General features: G+C 57.4%; 22 protein-coding genes and 1 pseudogene. 13 read left to right on the forward strand and 10 right to left on the reverse strand.

Features of this window, described 5'->3' with window-relative positions; translation table 11 throughout:
• Positions 1 to 17: 17 nt before the first annotated feature.
• Positions 18 to 401 (reverse strand): DUF2750 domain-containing protein, encoded by a 384-nt coding sequence (locus HLUCCO03_RS08655; RefSeq protein WP_027832902.1) that lies wholly within the window; start codon positions 399 to 401, stop codon positions 18 to 20.
• Between the two features lie 123 nt (positions 402 to 524).
• Here HLUCCO03_RS08655 and HLUCCO03_RS08660 point away from each other — a divergent pair, with 123 nt between their 5' ends.
• The gene (locus HLUCCO03_RS08660) at positions 525 to 728 is read left to right on the forward strand and encodes a DUF3185 family protein (protein ID WP_027832903.1); all 204 of its coding nucleotides are present in this window, start codon (positions 525 to 527) and stop codon (positions 726 to 728) included.
• Positions 729 to 752: 24 nt separating this feature from the next.
• The gene (locus HLUCCO03_RS08665) at positions 753 to 890 is read left to right on the forward strand and encodes a DUF3096 domain-containing protein (protein WP_081813584.1); all 138 of its coding nucleotides are present in this window, start codon (positions 753 to 755) and stop codon (positions 888 to 890) included.
• Here the strand turns inward: HLUCCO03_RS08665 and HLUCCO03_RS08670 are convergent.
• Genes HLUCCO03_RS08670 through HLUCCO03_RS08680 form a run of 3 tightly spaced genes read right to left on the reverse strand, consistent with a single transcriptional unit; the run spans position 887 to position 5,478 of the window.
• On the reverse strand, positions 887 to 1,159 hold the full coding sequence (locus HLUCCO03_RS08670) for a SelT/SelW/SelH family protein (protein ID WP_027832904.1): 273 nt from the start codon (positions 1,157 to 1,159) through the stop codon (positions 887 to 889). The genes HLUCCO03_RS08665 and HLUCCO03_RS08670 overlap by 4 nt on opposite strands.
• A 34-nt stretch (positions 1,160 to 1,193) precedes the next feature.
• Positions 1,194 to 2,990, reverse strand: coding sequence for a BamA/TamA family outer membrane protein (locus HLUCCO03_RS08675; RefSeq protein ID WP_292016669.1), 1,797 nt, complete (start codon positions 2,988 to 2,990; stop codon positions 1,194 to 1,196).
• Positions 2,911 to 5,478 (reverse strand): EAL domain-containing protein, encoded by a 2,568-nt coding sequence (locus HLUCCO03_RS08680; RefSeq protein WP_027832906.1) that lies wholly within the window; start codon positions 5,476 to 5,478, stop codon positions 2,911 to 2,913. Before HLUCCO03_RS08680 ends, HLUCCO03_RS08675 begins: the two co-directional genes overlap by 80 nt.
• Positions 5,479 to 5,707: 229 nt before the next feature.
• Between HLUCCO03_RS08680 and HLUCCO03_RS08685 the strand changes: the two genes are divergently transcribed.
• A complete protein-coding gene (locus HLUCCO03_RS08685; RefSeq protein WP_027832907.1) occupies positions 5,708 to 6,367 on the forward strand; it encodes a hypothetical protein in 660 nt (219 codons plus the stop codon).
• 10 nt (positions 6,368 to 6,377) lie between these two features.
• On the opposite strand, the gene HLUCCO03_RS08690 is transcribed toward HLUCCO03_RS08685, so the two are convergent.
• The 3 genes from HLUCCO03_RS08690 to HLUCCO03_RS08700 all read right to left on the reverse strand — a co-directional run bounded on the left by HLUCCO03_RS08690 (position 6,378) and on the right by HLUCCO03_RS08700 (position 8,044).
• Complete coding sequence (locus HLUCCO03_RS08690) at positions 6,378 to 6,701, reverse strand: hypothetical protein (protein ID WP_027832908.1); 324 nt, start codon at positions 6,699 to 6,701, stop codon at positions 6,378 to 6,380.
• A 1-nt stretch (position 6,702) separates the two neighbouring features.
• Complete coding sequence (locus tag HLUCCO03_RS08695) at positions 6,703 to 7,077, reverse strand: hypothetical protein (protein WP_081813586.1); 375 nt, start codon at positions 7,075 to 7,077, stop codon at positions 6,703 to 6,705.
• Positions 7,078 to 7,144: 67 nt separating this feature from the next.
• Positions 7,145 to 8,044, reverse strand: a complete 900-nt coding sequence (locus tag HLUCCO03_RS08700; protein WP_027832910.1) for a homocysteine S-methyltransferase family protein — start codon at positions 8,042 to 8,044, stop codon at positions 7,145 to 7,147.
• Between the two features lie 278 nt (positions 8,045 to 8,322).
• Here HLUCCO03_RS08700 and HLUCCO03_RS08705 point away from each other — a divergent pair, with 278 nt between their 5' ends.
• Entirely contained in the window at positions 8,323 to 9,423 is a 1,101-nt protein-coding gene (locus tag HLUCCO03_RS08705) for an NADH:flavin oxidoreductase (RefSeq protein WP_027832911.1), read from the forward strand.
• Positions 9,424 to 9,530: 107 nt separating this feature from the next.
• On the opposite strand, the gene HLUCCO03_RS08710 is transcribed toward HLUCCO03_RS08705, so the two are convergent.
• Complete coding sequence (locus HLUCCO03_RS08710; protein WP_197025687.1) at positions 9,531 to 10,211, reverse strand: DUF2459 domain-containing protein; 681 nt, start codon at positions 10,209 to 10,211, stop codon at positions 9,531 to 9,533.
• 99 nt (positions 10,212 to 10,310) lie between these two features.
• Between HLUCCO03_RS08710 and HLUCCO03_RS08715 the strand changes: the two genes are divergently transcribed.
• From HLUCCO03_RS08715 to HLUCCO03_RS08745, 7 genes are all read left to right on the forward strand, one after another.
• The gene (locus HLUCCO03_RS08715; RefSeq protein ID WP_027832913.1) at positions 10,311 to 10,880 is read left to right on the forward strand and encodes an NnrU family protein; all 570 of its coding nucleotides are present in this window, start codon (positions 10,311 to 10,313) and stop codon (positions 10,878 to 10,880) included.
• A gap of 219 nt (positions 10,881 to 11,099) precedes the next feature.
• The gene (locus HLUCCO03_RS08720; RefSeq protein WP_027832914.1) at positions 11,100 to 11,972 is read left to right on the forward strand and encodes a TIM barrel protein; all 873 of its coding nucleotides are present in this window, start codon (positions 11,100 to 11,102) and stop codon (positions 11,970 to 11,972) included.
• A 36-nt stretch (positions 11,973 to 12,008) separates the two neighbouring features.
• Entirely contained in the window at positions 12,009 to 13,025 is a 1,017-nt protein-coding gene (locus HLUCCO03_RS08725; protein ID WP_027832915.1) for a fatty acid desaturase, read from the forward strand.
• Positions 13,026 to 13,035: 10 nt separating this feature from the next.
• Entirely contained in the window at positions 13,036 to 13,911 is an 876-nt protein-coding gene (locus tag HLUCCO03_RS08730; protein ID WP_292016670.1) for an ABC transporter permease, read from the forward strand.
• 48 nt (positions 13,912 to 13,959) lie between these two features.
• Positions 13,960 to 14,994: an ABC transporter substrate-binding protein gene (locus HLUCCO03_RS08735; RefSeq protein ID WP_027832917.1), complete on the forward strand. Its 1,035-nt coding sequence runs from the start codon at positions 13,960 to 13,962 to the stop codon at positions 14,992 to 14,994.
• Positions 14,995 to 15,008: 14 nt separating this feature from the next.
• Positions 15,009 to 15,800 (forward strand): ABC transporter ATP-binding protein, encoded by a 792-nt coding sequence (locus tag HLUCCO03_RS08740; RefSeq protein WP_036197658.1) that lies wholly within the window; start codon positions 15,009 to 15,011, stop codon positions 15,798 to 15,800.
• Positions 15,801 to 15,817: 17 nt separating this feature from the next.
• Complete coding sequence (locus HLUCCO03_RS08745; RefSeq protein WP_155939976.1) at positions 15,818 to 16,381, forward strand: hypothetical protein; 564 nt, start codon at positions 15,818 to 15,820, stop codon at positions 16,379 to 16,381.
• Between the two features lie 25 nt (positions 16,382 to 16,406).
• On the opposite strand, the gene HLUCCO03_RS08750 is transcribed toward HLUCCO03_RS08745, so the two are convergent.
• Both HLUCCO03_RS08750 and HLUCCO03_RS08755 read right to left on the reverse strand, forming a co-directional pair.
• Positions 16,407 to 18,332, reverse strand: coding sequence for an alpha/beta fold hydrolase (locus HLUCCO03_RS08750; RefSeq protein ID WP_036197660.1), 1,926 nt, complete (start codon positions 18,330 to 18,332; stop codon positions 16,407 to 16,409).
• Between the two features lie 147 nt (positions 18,333 to 18,479).
• Entirely contained in the window at positions 18,480 to 18,953 is a 474-nt protein-coding gene (locus HLUCCO03_RS08755; RefSeq protein WP_036197662.1) for a sterol desaturase family protein, read from the reverse strand.
• A 133-nt stretch (positions 18,954 to 19,086) separates the two neighbouring features.
• On the opposite strand from HLUCCO03_RS08755, the gene HLUCCO03_RS08760 reads away from it, so the two are divergent.
• The gene (locus HLUCCO03_RS08760; protein WP_027832920.1) at positions 19,087 to 19,983 is read left to right on the forward strand and encodes an AraC family transcriptional regulator ligand-binding domain-containing protein; all 897 of its coding nucleotides are present in this window, start codon (positions 19,087 to 19,089) and stop codon (positions 19,981 to 19,983) included.
• A 12-nt stretch (positions 19,984 to 19,995) separates the two neighbouring features.
• Positions 19,996 to 20,139: pseudogene (locus tag HLUCCO03_RS19395) on the forward strand (helix-turn-helix domain-containing protein); the annotation flags it as partial.
• Between the last annotated feature and the right edge of the window lie 189 nt (positions 20,140 to 20,328).

Here is a 20,328-nt window from a genome sequence, read left to right on the forward strand (position 1 = left end):
GCATGAACTGGCTACCCTCAGAAGCCTGACATCTCGTCCTGCAGGTCGCGTTTCAACTCTTCTGGCTCTGTAATCCAGAGGGTATCGTCATGGCCGGGAAAAACACCTACCTCCAGGCCATCCCTGGTCAGACCGGGCACCCATTTTCTGAAAAAATCAGGCAGAGAGATACTTTTCGGGGAGAGGTCACCGGTGCCTTTCGCGTATTCCGCCGCAAATGCCGACCCGGGCCACACGGGCAAATGAGCCAGGGCAGCGCCCTCCGACTCGATCTTCAGGAAGCGGTTCTCCGCATTCACCAGAATCCAGATCTCCCGCTCCTCGCCAACAAGGCTCAGGAAGTAGTCGTATCGCTCCTCGCCATTCAATTCGAGGATCTGGTTCAGTTCATCATTGGTCATCGCATTCATCAACTGTTGCACTCCGGTAAGGTACCCTGTCCGATTCACCTGCTACACTCGCATGTTCAAGGCTACTGTGAGTCTTGAGCCATGGCTCCACAAGCACACTATAAGGAAATTGGAATGGGAAGCACGAAACTCATTGGCCTCGTTTTACTGGTTGTTGGCATTGCCCTTCTGTTCTTCGGGTACCAATCCACACAATCAGTGGGGGACCAGATCACGGAATCGCTTACTGGCCGCTTTACGGATGAAACCATGTGGTACCTGATTGGTGGTGCCGCAGCCGTTGTAGGGGGCGGCTTCCTGGCGTTTGTCAAAAAATAATCCTTTTTGCAGGAGACCAGCTGTATGACACTTCACCTTGAACTCGCCCCGCTGATCAGCCTGGGCGCAGGCATAGGCATCCTGATATTCCCCAGGCTGCTCAACTATATCGTGGCAGGCTATCTCATCGTTCTGGGTGTACTGGGACTGCTTGGGCATTAACGATCCACGTGCCCGAGTGAGCGCTCGGGATCGATCTGATCCCGCACCAGCTGCTTGAGTACCTTGATCTCGGGGAAGCCCTGCTGTTCCTTCCGGGACCAGATCCGCGTGTCGTTAACCCAGACTTCGAATATGCCGCCGGTTCCCGGATGCAGCGCCAGCGAGTCCAGCTCGCCCTCGAAGGTGGTCAGCAGCTCCTGCGCCATCCAGGCCGAACGCAACAGCCAGCGGCAACCTGTGCAGTAGTGGATATCAACTCTGTTTGTCATCGAATACTCCTGATATTACCTTACGATAGAAGCTCTAGAAGCTCGTTCTTCCCCGCAATAACACCTGCACCTGATCAATACTGTCATCGCCATCCAGCGGAAAAGCAAAATCCAGGTGCAGCATTCGCTGAACCTCGATCCTGCTGGAGGCCAGCCTGAGGCCGAACCCTACATCCTTCAGAAAGCCATCATCCGGCCCGCTGTTGCGTCCGTCATCGAACCAGGCACGCCCCACGTCTGAAAAGATCACACCGCCCAGCCGAAACAGTTTGAACGGGTGCCAGTCCGGGAAATAGCGGCGCTCGAGCGTCCAGAGCGCGCGCCGGTCACCCTGCTGGTAGTCACTGGGATAACCCCGTAAACCGTTTTCGCCGCCGATCAGAAGTTGCTGGTCCACAGTCAGGTTATGGGCTGCGGTAATGGAAAGATTGGTGTACCAGCTATTCCAGCGCACCGACCCGCCATGGAAGTACTCCAGGCTCAGCGTTCCCTGAAGATTTTCGACGCGGTTCTCATCCAGCCGATAGTTTCCGCTCTGGCTGATCCCGTAACGGGCATAGTTGGTTTCGGTGGCCAGAAGCGCGTCCTGAAAATCCATGTTCAGCACGACGCGGTCCTCTGTCGCCCCAAGGCCCGGAGACGAGTAACCCAGCTCCGTGCGCCACACGAATCCGTCCCGAACGTCTTCAACCCGCTGCAACTGGGTCAGGTTTGTCATCTCCCGGAAGCGGTTCTCACGGTAGTCGAAACCAATCCAGGGGTAGCTCAGCGTCCGGTCCTCCGGCAGCGCATCCAGCTCCGGCTCATCCGGCAGGCGTTCGAATGCCTGGGCATCGTAACGATAGCCGGCAAGAAGCCGCCACTGACGATCATCGCGCTCGGCCAACGCCCAGCCAGCATCAATATCCACAAATTCACGGCTGCGGCGGTAATCGGCAATGGCCTCTGCGCCTACGAAACGGGATTGCTCACGAACATCATCCTCGCCCCTGAGACCGAATCGCCAGTCTGTACGTTCACTGAAGAACGGGCGCTCTATATAACCACCCCGGCCACGACCATCACTGCGCTCATCGAAGGAAAAACCCGCCTGCCAGTGGGAGCCCAGAACATTGGGATCATCGAAATAAAGGCTGGTCTCGGTACGGTCAGGATCCTTTGTCCAGGAAACCCCCGCGCTCTTGCCCGAACCAAGAAAGTTCGGGTCGGAGAGCCCGGTATTGGTGGTGTTTTCGCCACCGGATCGCGAACCGCCAACCGTGGGCAGCAGAGTCCAGGTATCACGCGCCAGAACACTGACCTCCACCTCATCCCCGCACACCCGGGTGACACCGACCCAGGCAGCAGTCAGATACTCGCGCTGGCGAAGAATACGTTCGGATTCAGCGATGGCCTCCGGCTCATACACATCTCCCTCAGCGAATACCAGCTGAGCGCGCAGAGCCGACTCCCAGGTGGGTGTATTGAGTGCATTCAGGGTGCGATAGATAAGGTTGTCCTGTTCCGGGTCGCTGACATCAAAAATCGGGCGGCGAACAATACGAACACTGCCGATCCGCGCCCCCTCGGGTATGACCAGATCAACCTGGCGAGCCAACTGGTCCCGGGGCTGGTCAAGATCAATAGACTCTGGCTGAACTTCGCTGACGATACACTGGTCCGTACCGGACTCCGCAAGCACGGTGGCGCTGACGACCGTGGTGCCGGAGAGAAGCAGGGCTCGCCCCAGAGGTGTCAGAACTCGTTTGCCATTACTCAGCCTGCACCAGCCACTCCCTGAGTTCACGCAGCGGTAGCGGCCGGCAGAACCAGAACCCCTGGATTCTGTCACACCCCAGCTCCCCCAGTAACCGGGCAGTCTGATCATCTTCAACCCCCTCGGCAACGATATGATAACCAAGGCTATGAGCCATGTTGACGGCTGTTTCAACGATGACCCGTGAACCCTCACTGGTCATGATATCGTCAATCAGTGACCGATCCAGTTTCAGCTCCGTTGCCGGCAGCTGCTTCAGGTAGGAGAGCGAGGAATACCCGCTACCAAAATCATCAATGGAGATTTTGAGCCCTGTGCCCGCAAGCCTTTGCAATTCGGCCAGGCCCTGTTCGGGGTCTTCCATGGCCGCAGTTTCAGTCAGCTCCAGGGTCAGGTTTTGCGCGCTGACCCCATGGCGCTGAAGAGCAGAAGATATCACTCCCTCAAGTTCTCCCGATACCAGGTCCCGGGCCGAGATATTGATGGATATGGTTACCTCCGGATGGCGGTCCAACAGCCCCGACAGGTCGCCGATTCCCCGCTCAATCGCCCACCGTGTCAACTGTGTGATCACGCCGGTTTCTTCTGCCAGGGGAATAAAATCCGCAGGGAGAATCCAGCCACGTTGCGGATGATTCCATCGAATGAGCGCTTCCAGACCGATTACCTGGCCGCTTTCGAGGCAGAGTTTCGGTTGGTAATAGAGCTGGGTATGCTCTGCCTGCAGGGCTTCCCTGAGATCGGACATCAGCGTCAGCCGGCTTTCGCTATAGATGTCGTATTTCTCGGAATAAAACCCGGTTTCAAAACGCCCATGGGGAGTGATTTCCATGCCGACATGGGCATTGCGGATCAGCATGGCTGCGTTATCCCCGTGCTCGGGATAACTCGCTGCTCCGAACCGGGGATGCAGTTCAATAGCAAGGTTATCCAGTACAACCGGCTCTGTCAGTTTCTTGAGCGCCCTGTTGAGGCTTTCAAAGTTGTCGTTGACCATGCTGGTGTTCACCAGCAAACCGAAGGTATCACCCGATAACTGATATACCAGCTCCTGTCTCCCGTGGCTATCCGGGACCCGATGAAGGAACGGTAATTTGTCCGCCAGCTCGGTCATCTGGTTCGCCACGCCCTGGAATAACCGGTCACTGCGATTGAGGCCAAGGGTACGGTTGATTTCATCCAGGCGGGTAATTCGTGCTACCCCCACCATGTAATGGCCCTCAGGGTCCTGTTGAAGCTGTCTGTTTACCATCCACTCGAAGCGATTCCGGTTGGGGAGCCCGGTGACCGGATCATGGGTCATCGCTTCATTCAGCCGGTTCTGAGCCTCGTTCCGCGCCTTCTCCTCGCGCAGGGCGTCCGCCTGAGCACGAATTTTCTCTTCGCGTTCACGATACAGGCGATCCGCCAATGCCAGCGTGAGGATGAATGCCTCCAGTCCAGAGCCGATCTGCATGGCGTGCTCGGTCATGAAGTTTTCCGGGAAGAACCCCAGGGCCCGCCCTGCCGTGGCCAGCACGCCAATGGTCAGTGGTGTCCAGGCAATGGTGAAAAAGGCACCGGCCCGAACACCCGCAGCCCAGGTAACAGGGCCGGCCACAAACAACAGCGAAAAGAAAAACAGGGCGGACACGGCGGACAACATGACGGCTGCGTTATAGCTCAGAGTCAGTGCGGCAACGAAGTTGATGACTTCAAAACCGATCATTACCCGGATGGCGATATCCAGTTTCGGGCTATGGGAAGGAATTCTGAGCAGGGCCCGGCAGAACAACACCGAGAACAGCGCAAGAACCGGCATCGAAACAAGCAGCGCCCGGGCATGAATCTCCGGAGACTGAGGGTACAGAAGCTGGAAACTGTACCCCTTGATGGACGCGAAAAACAGCAGGTAGCCCGCAATCGCAAGCGCGTAATACAGGTACAGTCTTTCGCGGAGAGTCAGGAATACAGCAAGATTAATCAGGATGATGACCGTCAGGCTGCCGTAATAGAAAAAATGGAGCTTTTGCTCACCGGAGGCAGCACCAAAAAACTCACTCTCGCGCCAGATGTTGAGTGGCAGGATCATGGAACCTTCGGTTCTGACCCTTACATAAATGGTTTTGACCTGTTCGGGCTGCAGACCAAACCTCAGCATCATCGACGGGTGGTCAATCTCCCGGGGATAGAAAGGCCGGGTATCGCCGGTTCTGAACTCCCTGACCTGCTTCCCATCCAGAAAAACATGAAACACCACGTCGTCCAGCTGAGAGTAGGCCAGCTCGGCGAGAAGATTCAGTGGGTCCCCGGTGGCGTTCTCCACCGTGAACCTCAACCAGTAAGCAGACGAAGTGATGCCAAAGGTCTCACTGCCGGTTGGCACAGACTGCCAGTGGCTGTCAGGCAGTTCGGTAACCTCCTCCACACTCGCCTTGCCTTCAGGGTCTTCCCAGACTTCAAACTGCGCCGCTACCGGTGATGAATCGTCAACGGAAACGGTTTCCGTGTCCGCCAGGACTGTATTCCAGGCAATAACGACCGGCAGGACAATCAGACAACAACAAGCCCGCGCTCTGATCATGACCAGACAACCGCTGGGTTGGTCATCGGGAATTCCTCTTTTATTATTAGAGCGTTCTACTGTTTAATCCTAGCCCCGAACACCGTAATGACCGAAAACTTTTCGTGTAGAAAATTGTGTCCCGGCTCACCTGTTAAATCATCAACAGACACGGCCACAGGGAAACCAACGGCAACCATCCACCAGGATGTGATACCGTTAACACACTGATTTCCTGAGCCTCTAAACTATGCGCGTTCGTATCACGCACCAAAGAATCACCATTGCACTACAACTGATCCTTTTGGCCGAAACCGTCGTCGCGATCTGGGGACAGCGCTGGTTTACCGCGTTCCTGACCGCAATGATCATTGCCATCACGTTTTTCCCGTTGCTGTTTGAGCGCCGCTTCCGGATTCATATTCCGCCAGAGCTCCAGCTTGCGGCCATCGGGTTCGTATTTGCGTCCCTGTTTCTCGGGGAGATCCGGGATTACTACACCCGCTTCTGGTGGTGGGACATGGCGCTGCACACCACGTCGGGCTTTCTGCTGGGCATACTGGGTTTTCTGCTGGTGCACATCATGAATGAAACCGAGAAAATCCATGTGCACATGAAACCCGGCTTTGTGGCCTTCTTCGCTTTCATGTTTGCGCTGGGTGTGGGTGCGCTGTGGGAGATATTCGAGTTCACCATGGACTCGCTCTTTGGCATGAACATGCAAAAGCCCATGCTGGGCGACCCTTCAGGCCTCACTGATACCATGTGGGATCTCATCGTTGATGGCATCGGTGCGCTGGTAATTTCCCTGCTGGGCTGGCGCTACCTAAAGAATCCGGATGAGCGATCCTTCCTGGAACGCTGGATCGATTCATTCATCGAGCGTAATCCCAGGTTCTTCAAGCGGTAAGGCCGGGGGTTCAGCCGAAGTAGTCCTCAATCCATTTGAACAGCGTTGCTGTGTCCACCTCGGACAATGCCATCTGTTGAAAGTCATTCCCCACCTCGTCTTCGATGGTGACAAACTGGTAAAGCAGAACACCTGGCTGTTCATCATGGAGGATGAGCGTTATACGCCGGCGGGTGCGCAGGCAGTCGATGGTCATCACATCGGCGGGAATGCCGGCATCACGCATGCCGCGGCGCACCTCCACCACCGGGTTGATGTGCTGGTGGGTCGCCTGGATTCGGGCATGGGCATCACTGGCCATATCCGACAGGGCCTTGAGGGGATCTTCAGACATACTATTCAACCACTCCGGAACGGGGAACCAGACAATTCATCGCAGACAGGGACAGATCCCGGAACAGGTCGTCCGAGGCTATCACACTCGGGAATCTGTCATAGAGCGCACGCCGGCAGGAGGATGTCCGGGTTTCGCTCCGGCTGACGCATTGTTCGTATGCATCAGCGCCACGGCTTTGCCCGCTTGCATCTTCACACAGGGCAGGAATCTGAGTGATCACCCAGTCCACGGCAACACTACGCTCAACCGGATTGGCGGCCAGATTGGTAAAACGGCTGGCATCAACAGCTTCCGGCTGTTCCCGGGTCTGTTCCCAGAGAACAAACAACAGGGCTGCGGATACCAGTACAACAGTGACTTTTGGAAACTTCATGGGCGCCTTGTGAATCCGGTGGTACAGGTGCCGGATGATATACGTTCAGGAATCCGCTGTCGCGGACCTAGGCCAGATCGGAAAAACGGATAAACCGGTACCTGTCTCCGAGCCTGTCTGCCAGATGGCGGATGTGCACCGGTGTAATTTCACAGCAACCACCCACCACTACCGCACCATCCGCGAGCCACTGTTGGGCCTGCGCAGCATAGGCATCCGGAGAGATATCCGCCCTCGCTTGCAGGGTGTCGACCAGACCACCACCGGCTACCGCGGCCACCGACTCAAAGGCATTGGCATAACCTCCGACACGCGGATAGAGATCCGCCAACTCCGGCATACTGGCGGTCAACACCTCAGGGTCGCAGCAGTTGAGCATGATCGCGGTGGGCGCGTAGCTTCTCACTGCTGCGACAGCTTCGGCCAGGGTTTCACCTGACTTGAGCCTGCCGTCCTCTTCGAGACGAAAGGCCACACCATAGGGTTTGCCCGGCTCACTGGCTGCGGCACAGGCGGCACGGGCTTCCAGAGTATTGGTCATGGTTTCGATCAGGAATACATCGGCGCCAGCCTGCAAACCGACCACTTCGGCGTATTCGTCTTTCAGATCCTCGAAAGTGCGATCGGGCTGGCCCTGATAGCTTCCGGTCAGTGGGCCGAGACAACCCGCAATATCCACCTCTGCGCCCGCCGCACCGATAGCAAGGTCAAGGGCAGAAAATGCGTGCCGGTAAACCTCCGCCATCTGTTCGTACATCCCCTGCCTGCGCAGGCGGGTTGGTGTGGCCGCATAGGTGTTCAGCGACAGGGTCCGGGCCCCGGCGCGGATAAAATCCGCATGCACCTCCGTGACAACCTCCGGCTGCTCCAGCATGACCGCCACCGACCAGAGCGGAGAACTGACACTACGAGCCCTCCGATAGATTTCCTGGCCGAGACCACCATCGAGCAGTGCAACCGATCTCATACTGTATTCCTCGTAAACAGGCGCTGACTTTCAAACACATAGGCTCGCCAAGAGAGACATGTCAGGCGTCCAGCATCTCTCAATCAGCAGGCAGGACACAAGCCTGAGAGGCTTCGAGAGGCTAGGGTAAAAGGCCCTGCCAATCGAGGCTGTTCCGGCAGCAGCCTGCATTGATCGAATAAATTGAATGTTTACTTCATTATTCTCCGCTTTCAGGAATTGCTGGCAGCGAGGATCATCTACACCTATCAACCCAGTTACTTCTTGAGGGATTAACTATGAGCAACCTGACACAGCCCACTACCTTTACAGGCATGAAGCTGGACAACCGGTTCGCCCTTGCCCCGATGACCCGCACCAGTGCAGACCCGGACGGCACACCAAACGGGCTGATGGCCGATCACTATGAAGCCTATGCCAGAGGCGGTTTCGGACTGGTCATTACCGAAGGTACCTACACCGATGAACTGGCAAGTCAGGGCTATGCCAATCAACCGGGCATTATTAACGATCAGCAGATCGAAGGATGGAAAACGGTTGTGGATCGGGTTCACGCCGCTGGCAGCAAAATCGTCATCCAGCTGATGCACGCCGGAGCGCAGTTCCAGGCCAATCGTTTCACCGATCAGCCGCTGGCGCCCAGCGCCGTGAGCCCCAAGGGCCAGCCGCTCGGGTTTTATGGCGACCAGACCGCCTGGACCCTGCCCATGGCGATGACCGAAGAGGACATCCGGGCTGCGATCGAAGGTTTTGCCAAAGCAGCAGCCAACGCCAAGGCCGCGGGTTTTGACGGGATCGAGCTGCACGGTGCAAACGGCTACCTGCTCAATCAGTTTCTCAGCACACACTTCAACCATCGCAAGGATGGCTACGGCGGAGCGCTGGCCAATCGCCTGAAAGTCGTCATTGGAACGGTCAGGGCAGTACGCGACGCGGTTGGCCCGGATTATCCCGTAGGCATCCGCCTGTCACAGGGCACGGTGACCGACCCTGAATACCGATTGCCAGAGGGCGAGGACGGGTTCCGCCAGATCGTAACGGCAGTTCGGGACGCCGGTGCGGATTTCATCCACACCACTGACGGTGGCGTGGATCAGCCGGCATTCGAAGGCAGCGAGCACAGTCTCGCAAGCGTTGTTCAGGAAACCGGTGGCGTGGAACTGGTGATCAATGGCGGAATCGATGAAACCAACAGCCAGTCACTGGCCCAGCAGTTCCCACAGGCACTTCTGGCGGTTGGCAAAAAAGCACTGGCCAACCCGGACTTTGTGCAGCGTCTGAAAGATGGCAAGGCCATCGCGGACCTGGACTTTGCCATGCTGCAGCCCAAGGCCACCATTACCAACGAGTTGGCGTGGCGCAAAGCCAATGCGGCCTGAAGGTAAACGCAACAGGCAGCAGAACATTCCTCCAGAATCTTCTTCCGGGATGGTTCATGGAGGAATGTCATGTCGCCACAACCATTGCCTGTCGGGGTCGGTTATTTCTACCCGACGGAATTATCACAGGCGACCCGATTCTCCCGGACATGATCCATGACGCTGTCCGCTGTCAGCTTGAACGTGGGCAGTATGTCCATACCAGCGCTCTTAAGCGCCTTTGCCGCCCATTTATTACTGGTGTTGAGCAAATGGTAGCTTCCCTCACCCGTGAAAAACCGGCTTTTGCCATAGAGCCCTGACGACAGGTTCAGCAGGTTTCCATCCTCGTCTCGCTTTATACTGTCGGACAGATAGGCCGCTACCGATTCAGCCTCAGCCGCATTCATACAGGTATCCAGAACCTCGATTCCTGCGAAGTACTCGTCAGGCGAAACCGGTAATGCTGCTATATGAACCACCGTTCCCCGGGACCAGAGTGCAGCCCTCAGCGTAATACCCACGCTTGTTTCCCGGGCCGGGTAGTAGCCACTGTCGCCCCATCCCAGTTCGTAGAACCGGGCCCCGGAGAAATGCTCTTCCAGGCCGGGAATGGCAGCTTCGAGTGTTTCGGCAGCCATGGCTATGCCAACATGCCAGCCATGATCCACCACATAAAGCCTGGATGCCCGGGCACCACTCTCCTGATCCGTCGCCTGCACGGCATGGGGCCTGAACGAGCAGCCCAAGGTAGTGAAAAACACCACCAGAACAAAAACAACACCCCTGGCAGACGCACGCATACTCATCTGGCCCTCCATGATGTGACTATACTAACGGAGTTTTCCAGAAACGGGTCATCGGAGGATGCCCGGCCCGACCACCAGAGCAAAAAGGAGCTTTCGCGAATGACTACACTGATCGCTGGCCTGATTCTGTTTCTTGGCGTGCATTCGCTATCCATCATCAACGAACCTCTGCGTAATCGCCTGCATGCCTCCCTCGGAGAGGCGGCTTTCAAGGGGCTCTACTCACTGGCTTCCCTGGCTGGTTTACTGCTGATTATATGGGGCTATGGTGCGGCACGGCTTGACCCGACTGTGATTTACACACCGCCTGGATGGCTGAGGCACCTGTCGATGCTGCTTCTGGTCCCGGTCTTCCCTTTGCTGTTCGCCACCTACTTTCCGGGCAAGATCAAGGACAAGCTGGGACATCCTATGCTGGCAGCGGTCAAGCTCTGGGCACTGGCACACCTGCTGGCCAACGGCATGCTGCATGATGTTCTGTTGTTCGGTTCCTTCCTGGCATGGGCAGTGGTTGATCGCATTTCCATGAAGCGCAGAACCCAAAGGCCCATTACCACGCTACCAGCCAATAAAGCCAACGATGCCATTGCTGTTATCGGTGGCCTTGGAGTGTATGTAGTAATGGTGCTCTGGGCGCATCAATGGCTCTTCGGAGTGGCACCGGTCTGAGCCGGAATGCGCATCGGCCTGCTCAGTCACAGATAGCAGGCTGATTGCGCACCACCCGTGTGCAACTGCACCAATCATCACCACGAAACCCGCCAGATAACCATCCCTGCCCCCTCCACTTTACATGCCAGCCTGTATATTTAAAGCATTTCCGGGCTCATGGCATAACGGTTGCAAAGAAGACTCCAGTTACCTCTCAGAACTGTAAAGGAGTCACCTGTGCACCTGAAACGCTTCAAAACCCTCTGGGGACACGAAGGCTCGCTGGCGCAAGCTGTTGACAAGGTCAACGAAGCCGGATTTGACGGCATCGAGGCCCCGGTACCCGAAACCAGCGAACAGGCGCAGACCTTCGGTGAGACTCTGGCCGCAAACAACCTTCTGTGGATTCAGGAAGTCTGCACCACCGGCAGCTACGTCCCGCGGCGCGATGCCAGTATCGAAGAGCACCTGAAGGACTTCGAGTCCAAGCTTCGCAGCGCCGGACAAACCGGCCTGAAGCCTGAGTTCGTCAATGTCATGGGCGGCTGCGATGCCTGGCTGATTGACGACTCGGTGCGTTTTTTCTCTGAAGCCCAGAATATCGCTGACAGACTCGGCATCGCCGTGAGCTTTGAAACCCACCGGGGCCGCAGTTTTTTCAGCCCATGGAACACGGTAGCCATTCTGGAGAAAGTACCCCACATCGACGTGACCTGTGACTTCAGCCACTGGGCAGTGGTCAGTGAACGCCTGCCCCATATCGAGTGGGACTGCATTGTGCGCACGGCGCAGCAGGCGCGCCACATTCACTCCCGTGTCGGATACGACCAGGGCCCCCAGGTTCCGCACCCCGCTGCTCCCGAGTATGCCGAAGCACTGGCATCCCACCAGGCCTGCTGGGAAGCGGTGTGGCAGTCACAGTTCGAACGGGGTCTCGACTACAGCTACATGACGCCTGAATTCGGAACCGACGGCTACCTGCACCTGCTGCCATTTACCCGCGCACCAATTGCGGATCTCTGGTCTCTCAATCGCTGGATCGGGGAAGAGGAGCTTGCGCACTTCGGTCGCTGGCAGTCCTCCACCGCCAAAACTTCCAAAATTGCCTAGAGCCTGATCGCTCAGAACCAAGGAGACTGCAGGACCATGCCCAACATCACTCAGCATCTTCGCCATTCAGACGGTGTATGGCCGCTGACGCTTGTCCTGGCCTACATACTCACTACTTACATCGGTGGCTGGCTGCTCATGGGCCAGACTGGCTTTATACTGCCGGCCATCGGCGTGCTCGCCTGCGCCCACGGCATGGTGATTGCCGCCTATCTGGTGCACGACTGCGCCCATAACGCCATCTTCAAAAAGACTGAACACAATACCCGTCTGGGGAAACTGCTGAACTGGATCACCGGCGGTAGCTATGGCACCTACGAGGATCTGCGCTACAAGCATATGCGCCATCATGTGGATAACGCCGACCCCATCTCGTTCGACTATCGGGCATGGCTGAAAGCCCACCCCAGAACCGAGAAACTGGTCTTCGCCCTGGAGTGGTGCTACATCCCCGCCGTCGACATCCTGATGCACGCCGTGCTGATGATGGCGCCTTTTACCCGGATTGGCACCAGCTCCCTGAAAAAACGCCTTCTTGGTGTCTTGCTCACCCGGGTGGCGTTGCTGGTGGCTCTGGCCATGTGGAGCGTAAAGGCGGTGGCGCTCTATGCTCTCGCCTACATGCTGATGCTCATGGTGCTGCGGTTCTTTGATGCCTATCAGCACAACTACGAAATCGTGGTCAACCTGAATGATCCGAATGCGGAGTTGCCCCACAAAGGCGACAAGGCATACGAGCAGGACAATACCTACAGCAACCTGATTTCACGACGTTGGCCGGTACTCAACCTGCTGGTGCTGAACTTCTGCTACCACAATGCGCACCACGCCAAACCGACCATGCCCTGGTACAAGCTGCCAGCGCTTCACAACGAACTGTTCGGTTCACCCTATAACCGCACGGTGGGTCTGAAAGGGCAGATCAAAAGCTATCATCGCAACCGCATTGACGGTATCTACGCAGAAACCTACGGGCAGGTCGAAGTGCCCGAGGCGCTGAGTGATGGAAAGGCCGTTCCGGTTTACGGCCTCAGTTTCCTGACGGCCTTCTGAGGTTACCCTGATGACGGCAAAGCTCTCTGATAAAGCGACCCAGCAAGCGATGATTCCGGCAACCCCCACCGGGAAACAGCGGCAGAAGCGATCGGACTACTGGTTCGACTTCAACCAGTCAATTCCGGCCGGCCAGCGGCTGGTTCTGGGCGCTGCGGGCTGGGCTGCCTTTCTCCTGCTCTGGCAGGTCACCTCGCAGATGGATCTGGCACCGGATCGTCTTTATCCCGGGCCCGCAGCCGTTTTCAGCTCATTGCAGGAGCTGTTTCTGGAAAAAGGCTTCTTCAGCGATGTGGTATCCAGTGTGACCCGCATCGTCATCAGCTTTGCCATTGCCATCGTGATTGCCCTGCCCATCGGCCTGCTGATGGGCTCCTTTGCCCGGGTGGACAGCTTGCTCAATCCGCTGTTGGGTGCCTGGCGCTACCTGCCAGCACCGGCCTTCATCCCCCTTCTGCTGATGTGGCTGGGCACCGGGGACACCCAGAAAATCACCCTGCTGCTGATGGGCGTGGTGTTCTTCCTGGTCATCATGCTGGCTGACGTTACCCGGCAAACCCCCAGGGTACTGATCGAAACCGCCAAAACCCTGGGTGGCGGGCGACGCATCATTCTGTGGACGGTTCTCTTCCGCCACTCACTTCCCGGTTATGTGGATACCTGCAGGCAGATGCTGGCCGTGAGCTGGACCTATCTGGTGATCGCTGAAATCGTCGCTGCAACCGATGGCATAGGCGCCATGATGATGCGGGCCAAACGCTTCGTTCATGTCGATGACATCATGGCGGGCATCGTCACCATTGGCGTACTCGGCCTACTTTTCGACGTGCTTTTCAGGCTGATCTACCGCAAATGCTTCCCCTATCTCGGCCGGGCGCAGTCCTGATGACGGCGCTCCTCCCGGTGTGTTTTCCAACCCAAGAGGTAATACGAAATGGACTGGCTTAAACGTGGTCTCTGTATAGCAATGCTTGCCCTGATTTCGGGAAATGCCCTGTCGGCGGAAACGGTGCGCATGTCACTGTTCTCGTGGCCGGGCTATGGCTTCTGGTTCATCGCCAAGGAGAAAAACCTGGCGCCGGATCTCGATCTTGAAATTACCATTATCGAAGATCCCTACGAGAGCTTCAGCCTGATGTCGGCCGATGCACTGGACGTTACTTCCAGCACCGCGGAGTACGCACCCATTGCCGCAGACAAGGACGTGCCCGTGAAAATGGTGACCTACACCAACCCCTCCTACGGCACCGACAAAATTGTGCTTGCGCCAGGGTTTGAAACGGCAGAGGACCTGAAAGGCGAGTCCGTTGCAGTGCTGGAAGGCGGCCTGACCCAGATCTTCATGGGCATATGGCTGGAAGAAAATGGCGTCAGCATCAATGAAGTTGAATTCACCAACCTCATCATGGACGACGCGGTTGGCGCATTGGTAGGTGGTGACGTCGCCGCTGCTGAATTCTGGGAACCGTTTGGCTCCCAGGCACTGGAGGCACTACCCGGTTCAACCGTCGTTGCCTCCTCGGAAGAGCCGGGCTGGATAGAGACGGCGCTACTGGGCGATGCCATGTACATGAGCGATATGTTTCTTGAGGAAAAACCTGAAACCGCCGCCAAGGTAATGCAGGCATACTTCGATGCCGTGGATTACTGGAAGGAGAACCCCGCCGAGGCGAACAAAATTATTGCCGAAGGCCTGAATTTCCCGATCTCTGATGTCGAGAAAGTGCTGGGTAAAGACGGCGAGATCTACAAAGGCGGCATCTGGATCTTCGACAAAACCCAGGCCGGCAAATACATGGGGCTGGTCGATGGCGAACTGCCCCTGGGGCTGCCGAATGGTCAGATAACAGAGCACTGGGAAACCGTCACCGACTGGTGGGTGAAATTCGGCCTGGTTGACGAACGCCATCCGATGGAAGCCGGCGTGGATATGACGCCACTGAAAACCATCCTCGAATCCGACCAGTAACAGGAGTGAGCGCTATGCTTTCCGCCCAGGGTCTCTCCGTGTCTGCCATTGGTAAAACCTTTCGGTCCGGCGGACAGACCGTCCAGGCGCTTGATGATATTTCGCTGTCATTGCCTGCGGGCAAGGTAGGGGTTCTGCTTGGTCCTTCCGGCTGCGGCAAATCCACCCTGCTGCGTATGGTGGCAGGCCTTGAGAAACCATCGGAGGGCGCCATCACCCTTAACGGCCGGGCTGTCAATCAGCCCGGCCGGGACCGGGGCATGGTGTTCCAGGATTACACCTCCTTCCCCTGGCTGTCCGTCCGCAGCAATGTGGCCTACGGGCTGGAAATCAATGGTGACAGGGACGCCCTCAACGAGGGCACGGTTGACCACTTCATCCGTGCCGTGGGCCTGGAAAAATTTGCAGACGCTTACCCTCACCAGCTCTCCGGCGGTATGCGTCAGCGTGTGGCCATCGCCCGCACGCTGGCCAACTATCCGGAGCTGGTGCTGATGGATGAACCCTTTGGCGCACTCGACCCGGAAACCCGCTGGCAAATGCAGGACCTGTTGCTGAACGTGGTACGCAAAGAGCAAAACACCGTGCTTGTGGTCACTCACGACATCGAGGAAGCCCTGTACCTGGGAGATGTAGTGTTTTTCCTGTCCCGGCATCCAGGGCGGCTGAAAGAGACGATCCACACCGACTTCAAGGCCTTGCTACCCCGGAATGACCGGGAAGCGTTCCTGCAGTCCGAGGACTACCGACGCCTTGAAATTCATATTCGCCGCCTGATGCGCGACGAAGGGCGCGATGCGGCCTGATGGAGAAAGCAAACCGGATGGCAAATGGACTGGCTGCCCGAAAGGAGGGATTCCGGCCCCTGCCCATCGAAGGTTTTGCTGTTCCAGCTCGCTGGCAAGGGGAACAGGTAGTGCTGGTGCCGGCCGGTCCCGAATGGGTGGCTATGGACTATCTGGCGGTCATCGCCAGCCGCAGAAAACTCCGGCATTTGTTTGGCCCCCGGGATACCTGGCCACCAGACGATCTCGACCTGGCAATGGACGAAGCCGACCTGGCATGGCATGCCCGCGAATTCGCAGACCGGCGCTCTTTCGCCTATCACCTGCTGGGGCATGATCAGCAACACTGCCTTGGGTGCCTCTACCTTTATCCCTCAGCCAGTGTCCAACATGACGCCGAAGCCTATTTATGGACACACAGCAGCCTTGATGCAGATCGCGCGCAGCTAATCGAGAGTGAGGTTATTGACTGGGTAATCAGGCAGTGGCCATTCCAAACCATTGCCTGGCCAGGAAGATTCATCCCCTTCGGGCAATGGGAGCTTGCCGGCATACCAAACTACTATGCCAGCACCCGGGGGTCAGAGGATGACCCTGCCTGACCCCCGGCCTTGCTTAAGGACAGTCTTACAACCCACCCCGCAACACGGGTAGCTGTACCGAACCTTCAAGGTTCACGAAAGGCACCAGCGCGTCCCTGGACCAGCTGGCGGGATACTGGGGATGAAAACCATAAACCAGCAGGGCCAGCTCCTCGCCCGGAGACAGGGCCTCAGCCACCCCGACCAGCTCGATAACTGCCTGATCTTTCAGGCCCCTTACCGGTTTGATCTGGTCATCAATCAGCTGCCATCGGCTGTCTCCCTCGGCGCGCTTACCAAGCCCTATGAAGACAATCGGGTCACACCCCGGAGCGTAGGGGTCCAGCTCTGCCTCACAGGACGAACGGCCCGCGAGATCTGAAACCGTCAACCTGGCTGTGGGGATACCCCCGATAACGGCGCCATCGGCACCGGCCTTGCCCAGAAGGAGTGCTGCTGGCGGCTGCGCGGGGGTTGCTGCCGCTTCATAACCGGATGCGACAGGTTCCCCGGTAGCCACTTCCCGCTCAACCACGCTCTCACCCTCCAGTATGCCGCCGTCAGGTTCTGGCGCCGGGAATGTATCCATGGGCACATTAATGGACTCACCATCCCCCAATGACAGGCACACGTTGGAATCGGTGCCATCGAAATAGTCTTCAAGGGGCTTGCCCTGCAGATGATGTTGCAGCCAGTTCAGTGTCGCGTCGGCAATTGAGGTATTACCACAGGCGAATTCACCGGCCGCGCCCTGAAAGCCCGGAATCTCCAGGAGGCCCGCCGTGGGATCCAGATATTCACCGGGTTGCAGCTCATCAGGCGCCTCTACCGGCAGGATGTGCCCCGTCTGGTGGGTCAGCAGACGCACATCTCCACCCATGGATTTCATGCATTCGAAATTGCGCCAGGCTTCATTGAAGTTAAACAGTGTGTCCTTCATACCCTGGGTCAGCAGCACATCGACCGGGGGATACGGCGTGGGCTCGACATCGTAAGCGGGCGGATTGATCTGGTAATTCAGCAAATCCGGGTTATCGGACACGGATACCGGTGCTCCGGTACAACGGTAGGCCGGGCTGTGATAGTAAAAGAAGTCCAGCCCCGCTTCGGGGAAATGGTTCAGTGTTGCCCCCTGGGCCAGAATCTCGCGGATGATCGGATCCAGGCCGTCGTTGCCGTTTCCGGTTGAACCGGCTTCGCCGCCCGCCACCAGAACAAGATCCCAGCCGGTCTTGATCACATTACCGGGATTCAGGCTGTAGCGCAGGTCATGCCAGGTGATGTCCGGCACCAGGGCATCCAGCCTCTGGCGGGGGTCCTGGCCGTGCAACAGAAGCTGGAAGCCGCCACCGTAACTGCCACCAATCGCGCCAACCACCAGGTTGGGATTCAGCTCCTCTGGCAGGTCCGGCTCGTTACGGCGCTGAAGATAATCCAGATTTTCCTCGGCCCAGTCGAGTATCTGAATCAGATCCTCGCCCTCAAACTCGGGGTCCATCACACGAACGGTGCCGGTGCTTTCACCAAAACCCCGTTGATCGATGGAAATCACCGCAAAACCGGCTTCCCGATAATTCTCGAAACCGTCAGTAGAACGCGAGCCACCAAAACCATGGCCCTGCAGGACCAGCGGATGGCCCAGCTCACAGTCGATACCACCGATGGGTTCTAGCACCTGAAACGAAATGGTTTCGCCACTGGCGGAGTCCAGCGTAACCGGATAGCTGCGCCCGCCTTCCGTCGGCGTATCCGCAGAGCAGGATACAGGCACGGTTTCGGGGATATTGCACTGGGGAGCATCGCCGTTACCGGGATTGTCACAAGCTCGCTCCCGGGATGAATCACCAGCATTGGCAGACTGGCCAGACGCTGAACCGTCAGAGCCCAGGTCAACACAACCTGCTACCAGCAATGCCAGCACCAGGCATACCAGTGGCCGACGGCAAACGAAAGGGCGTAACGTGTAAGGCATGGTGGTTGTCCTTGTTGTTATGGTTCGGAAACTCACCGAACTACACGGGACAACCGTACGATCTGTTCGTTATTTCCTGGAAACAGGCCCGAAAAGACATAAACTCCTGCAACTGAACCACAGTGATACGGGTCTGCGCCCATGGGGCTATGAGGCCGAATCCGGGAGGTAACGCTCCCGCGTGCCCATCAGGTGGTCGAACCATGGGCGGGTAACACACCAGTTGGCGTTGGGATTTGGCCCCATATGGTGATCATAATGCCAGGGCAGGTGCTCCTTCGCCCATTCCGGGTCCAGGTGGGACTTGCGGTGAACACGGTAATAATTCCAGGCACAGTAGTACAACGTACCCACAAAAAACGGCGCAACCGGCAGCAACGGTGTTACCACAACTGCCCCTGCCACCAGGCTGGCCACTTCCTTGCCCTGGGCATGAAACCCCAGGGGTGAGCGGTTATAGGCCGGATCATGGAACTGATTTCTGCGCACGTCCCGGTGATGCTCGTGCCAGTGAAAGCGCCAGAAACTGTTGCGGTTTCGCCCCAGGCCATGCAGTACATACCTGTGAGTAGCCCACTCCACGGCATTGGCGGTGAGCAATCCCAACGGAATACCAATCATGACAACCTCCGGTCAGACTTTAACTGTGGCTTCAGACTACCCTGCCCTTCGCCCCGACGTCCTGTCATCCGAAGCCCCATAAACTGGCCACGAAAAACAATTGGTGGTGCTCTGTAACGGCTATAGTAGTGCTATGAACCATCCTCAGACCGAGCCATGGCTCACCCTGCCTGCCAGTGTGGCCAGGGCCTATATCGACGCGCTACAGAATCTCCTGGAACAGGCCGGGTTCCCTGTCCACCAGTGGTTGGCCGACGCCTGTCTTGAATCGAAGCAGGCCAAGCATCAGGAGCGCCTTCCTCTCTACCATGCCCTCTCGCTCTGGCAGCAGGCCGAACGGGAGGCGCAGACGCCATTATTGGGCCTACAACTGGGCCAGGCCCTGCAACCCCGGGACTTTCCCATTCTGGGCCAGGCGGCTTTAAGTGCTGACACTCTCCGGGACGCGATTCGCCGCTTACAGGAATTTGAACCGCTGATCTGGGATATTGGCCTGTGCCACCTGGAAACTGATGGACAAAATACCAACCTGGTACTTAATCCCCGCCACATCTCGCTGGTTCCACGGGGCATTATTGAGCTGGCAGTCAGTGGCTGGCTGCAGGTCGGGCGAATACTGCTGCCCGGGCACCAGGACGTTACTGTACGCTTCAGCCATCATCCGCTGACTGATGAAAACCTTTACCGACAATGCCTGAGTACCGATGTGACCTTCGGGCAACCAATCAACGGCCTGACCTTCCCGACATCCTGGCTCGACACTCCATTACCAGGCCGGGACGGACATCTTCAGGCCCTCCTGCAACACCAGGGTCAGAAACTTCTGGCCAACTACCACCGTGATCTGAACCTGCCCAATGAAGTGAGGGCCCGGATCTGCCAAGGACTTCTGGAAGGCCCGGTGGATCCCTCTGACACCGCCCGGGACCTGGGTTTCAGTACCCGCAGCCTCCGGCGCAAGCTGGCTGCTCGCAATACCAGCTGGCGGTTGCTCTATGAGGAAGTACGCCGGGACCTGGCCATGCTGTGACTCCGGCAGCCGGAAGCGAGCCTGACAGATATAGGGCTGCTGCTACAGTTTGCCGACCAGAGCGCATTCAACCATGCCTTCCGACGCTGGACGGACCAGACCCCCGGCCAGTACCGCAGTAGGGGTCAGGCTCTTCAGGCATGTTTAAAATTGTAATCCCTCTCCGCCATCGCAGCCTCCGACAACTTGGTCCGCATTCACCACGCGGCCAAAAAGGTTCGTAAAACCATAAGGTTAAGCAGGACGTCGCGCCTACCCGACACGTAACCTTACATCTCAACGTGTTTCCTTCCGTAAGCGCCAATTTCCTGACGAAATCTGTCCGGAAAACCAGAGCTATTCCTC

It is taken from the genome of Marinobacter sp. HL-58, assembly GCF_001314605.1.
Classification (GTDB): Bacteria; Pseudomonadota; Gammaproteobacteria; order Pseudomonadales; family Oleiphilaceae; genus Marinobacter.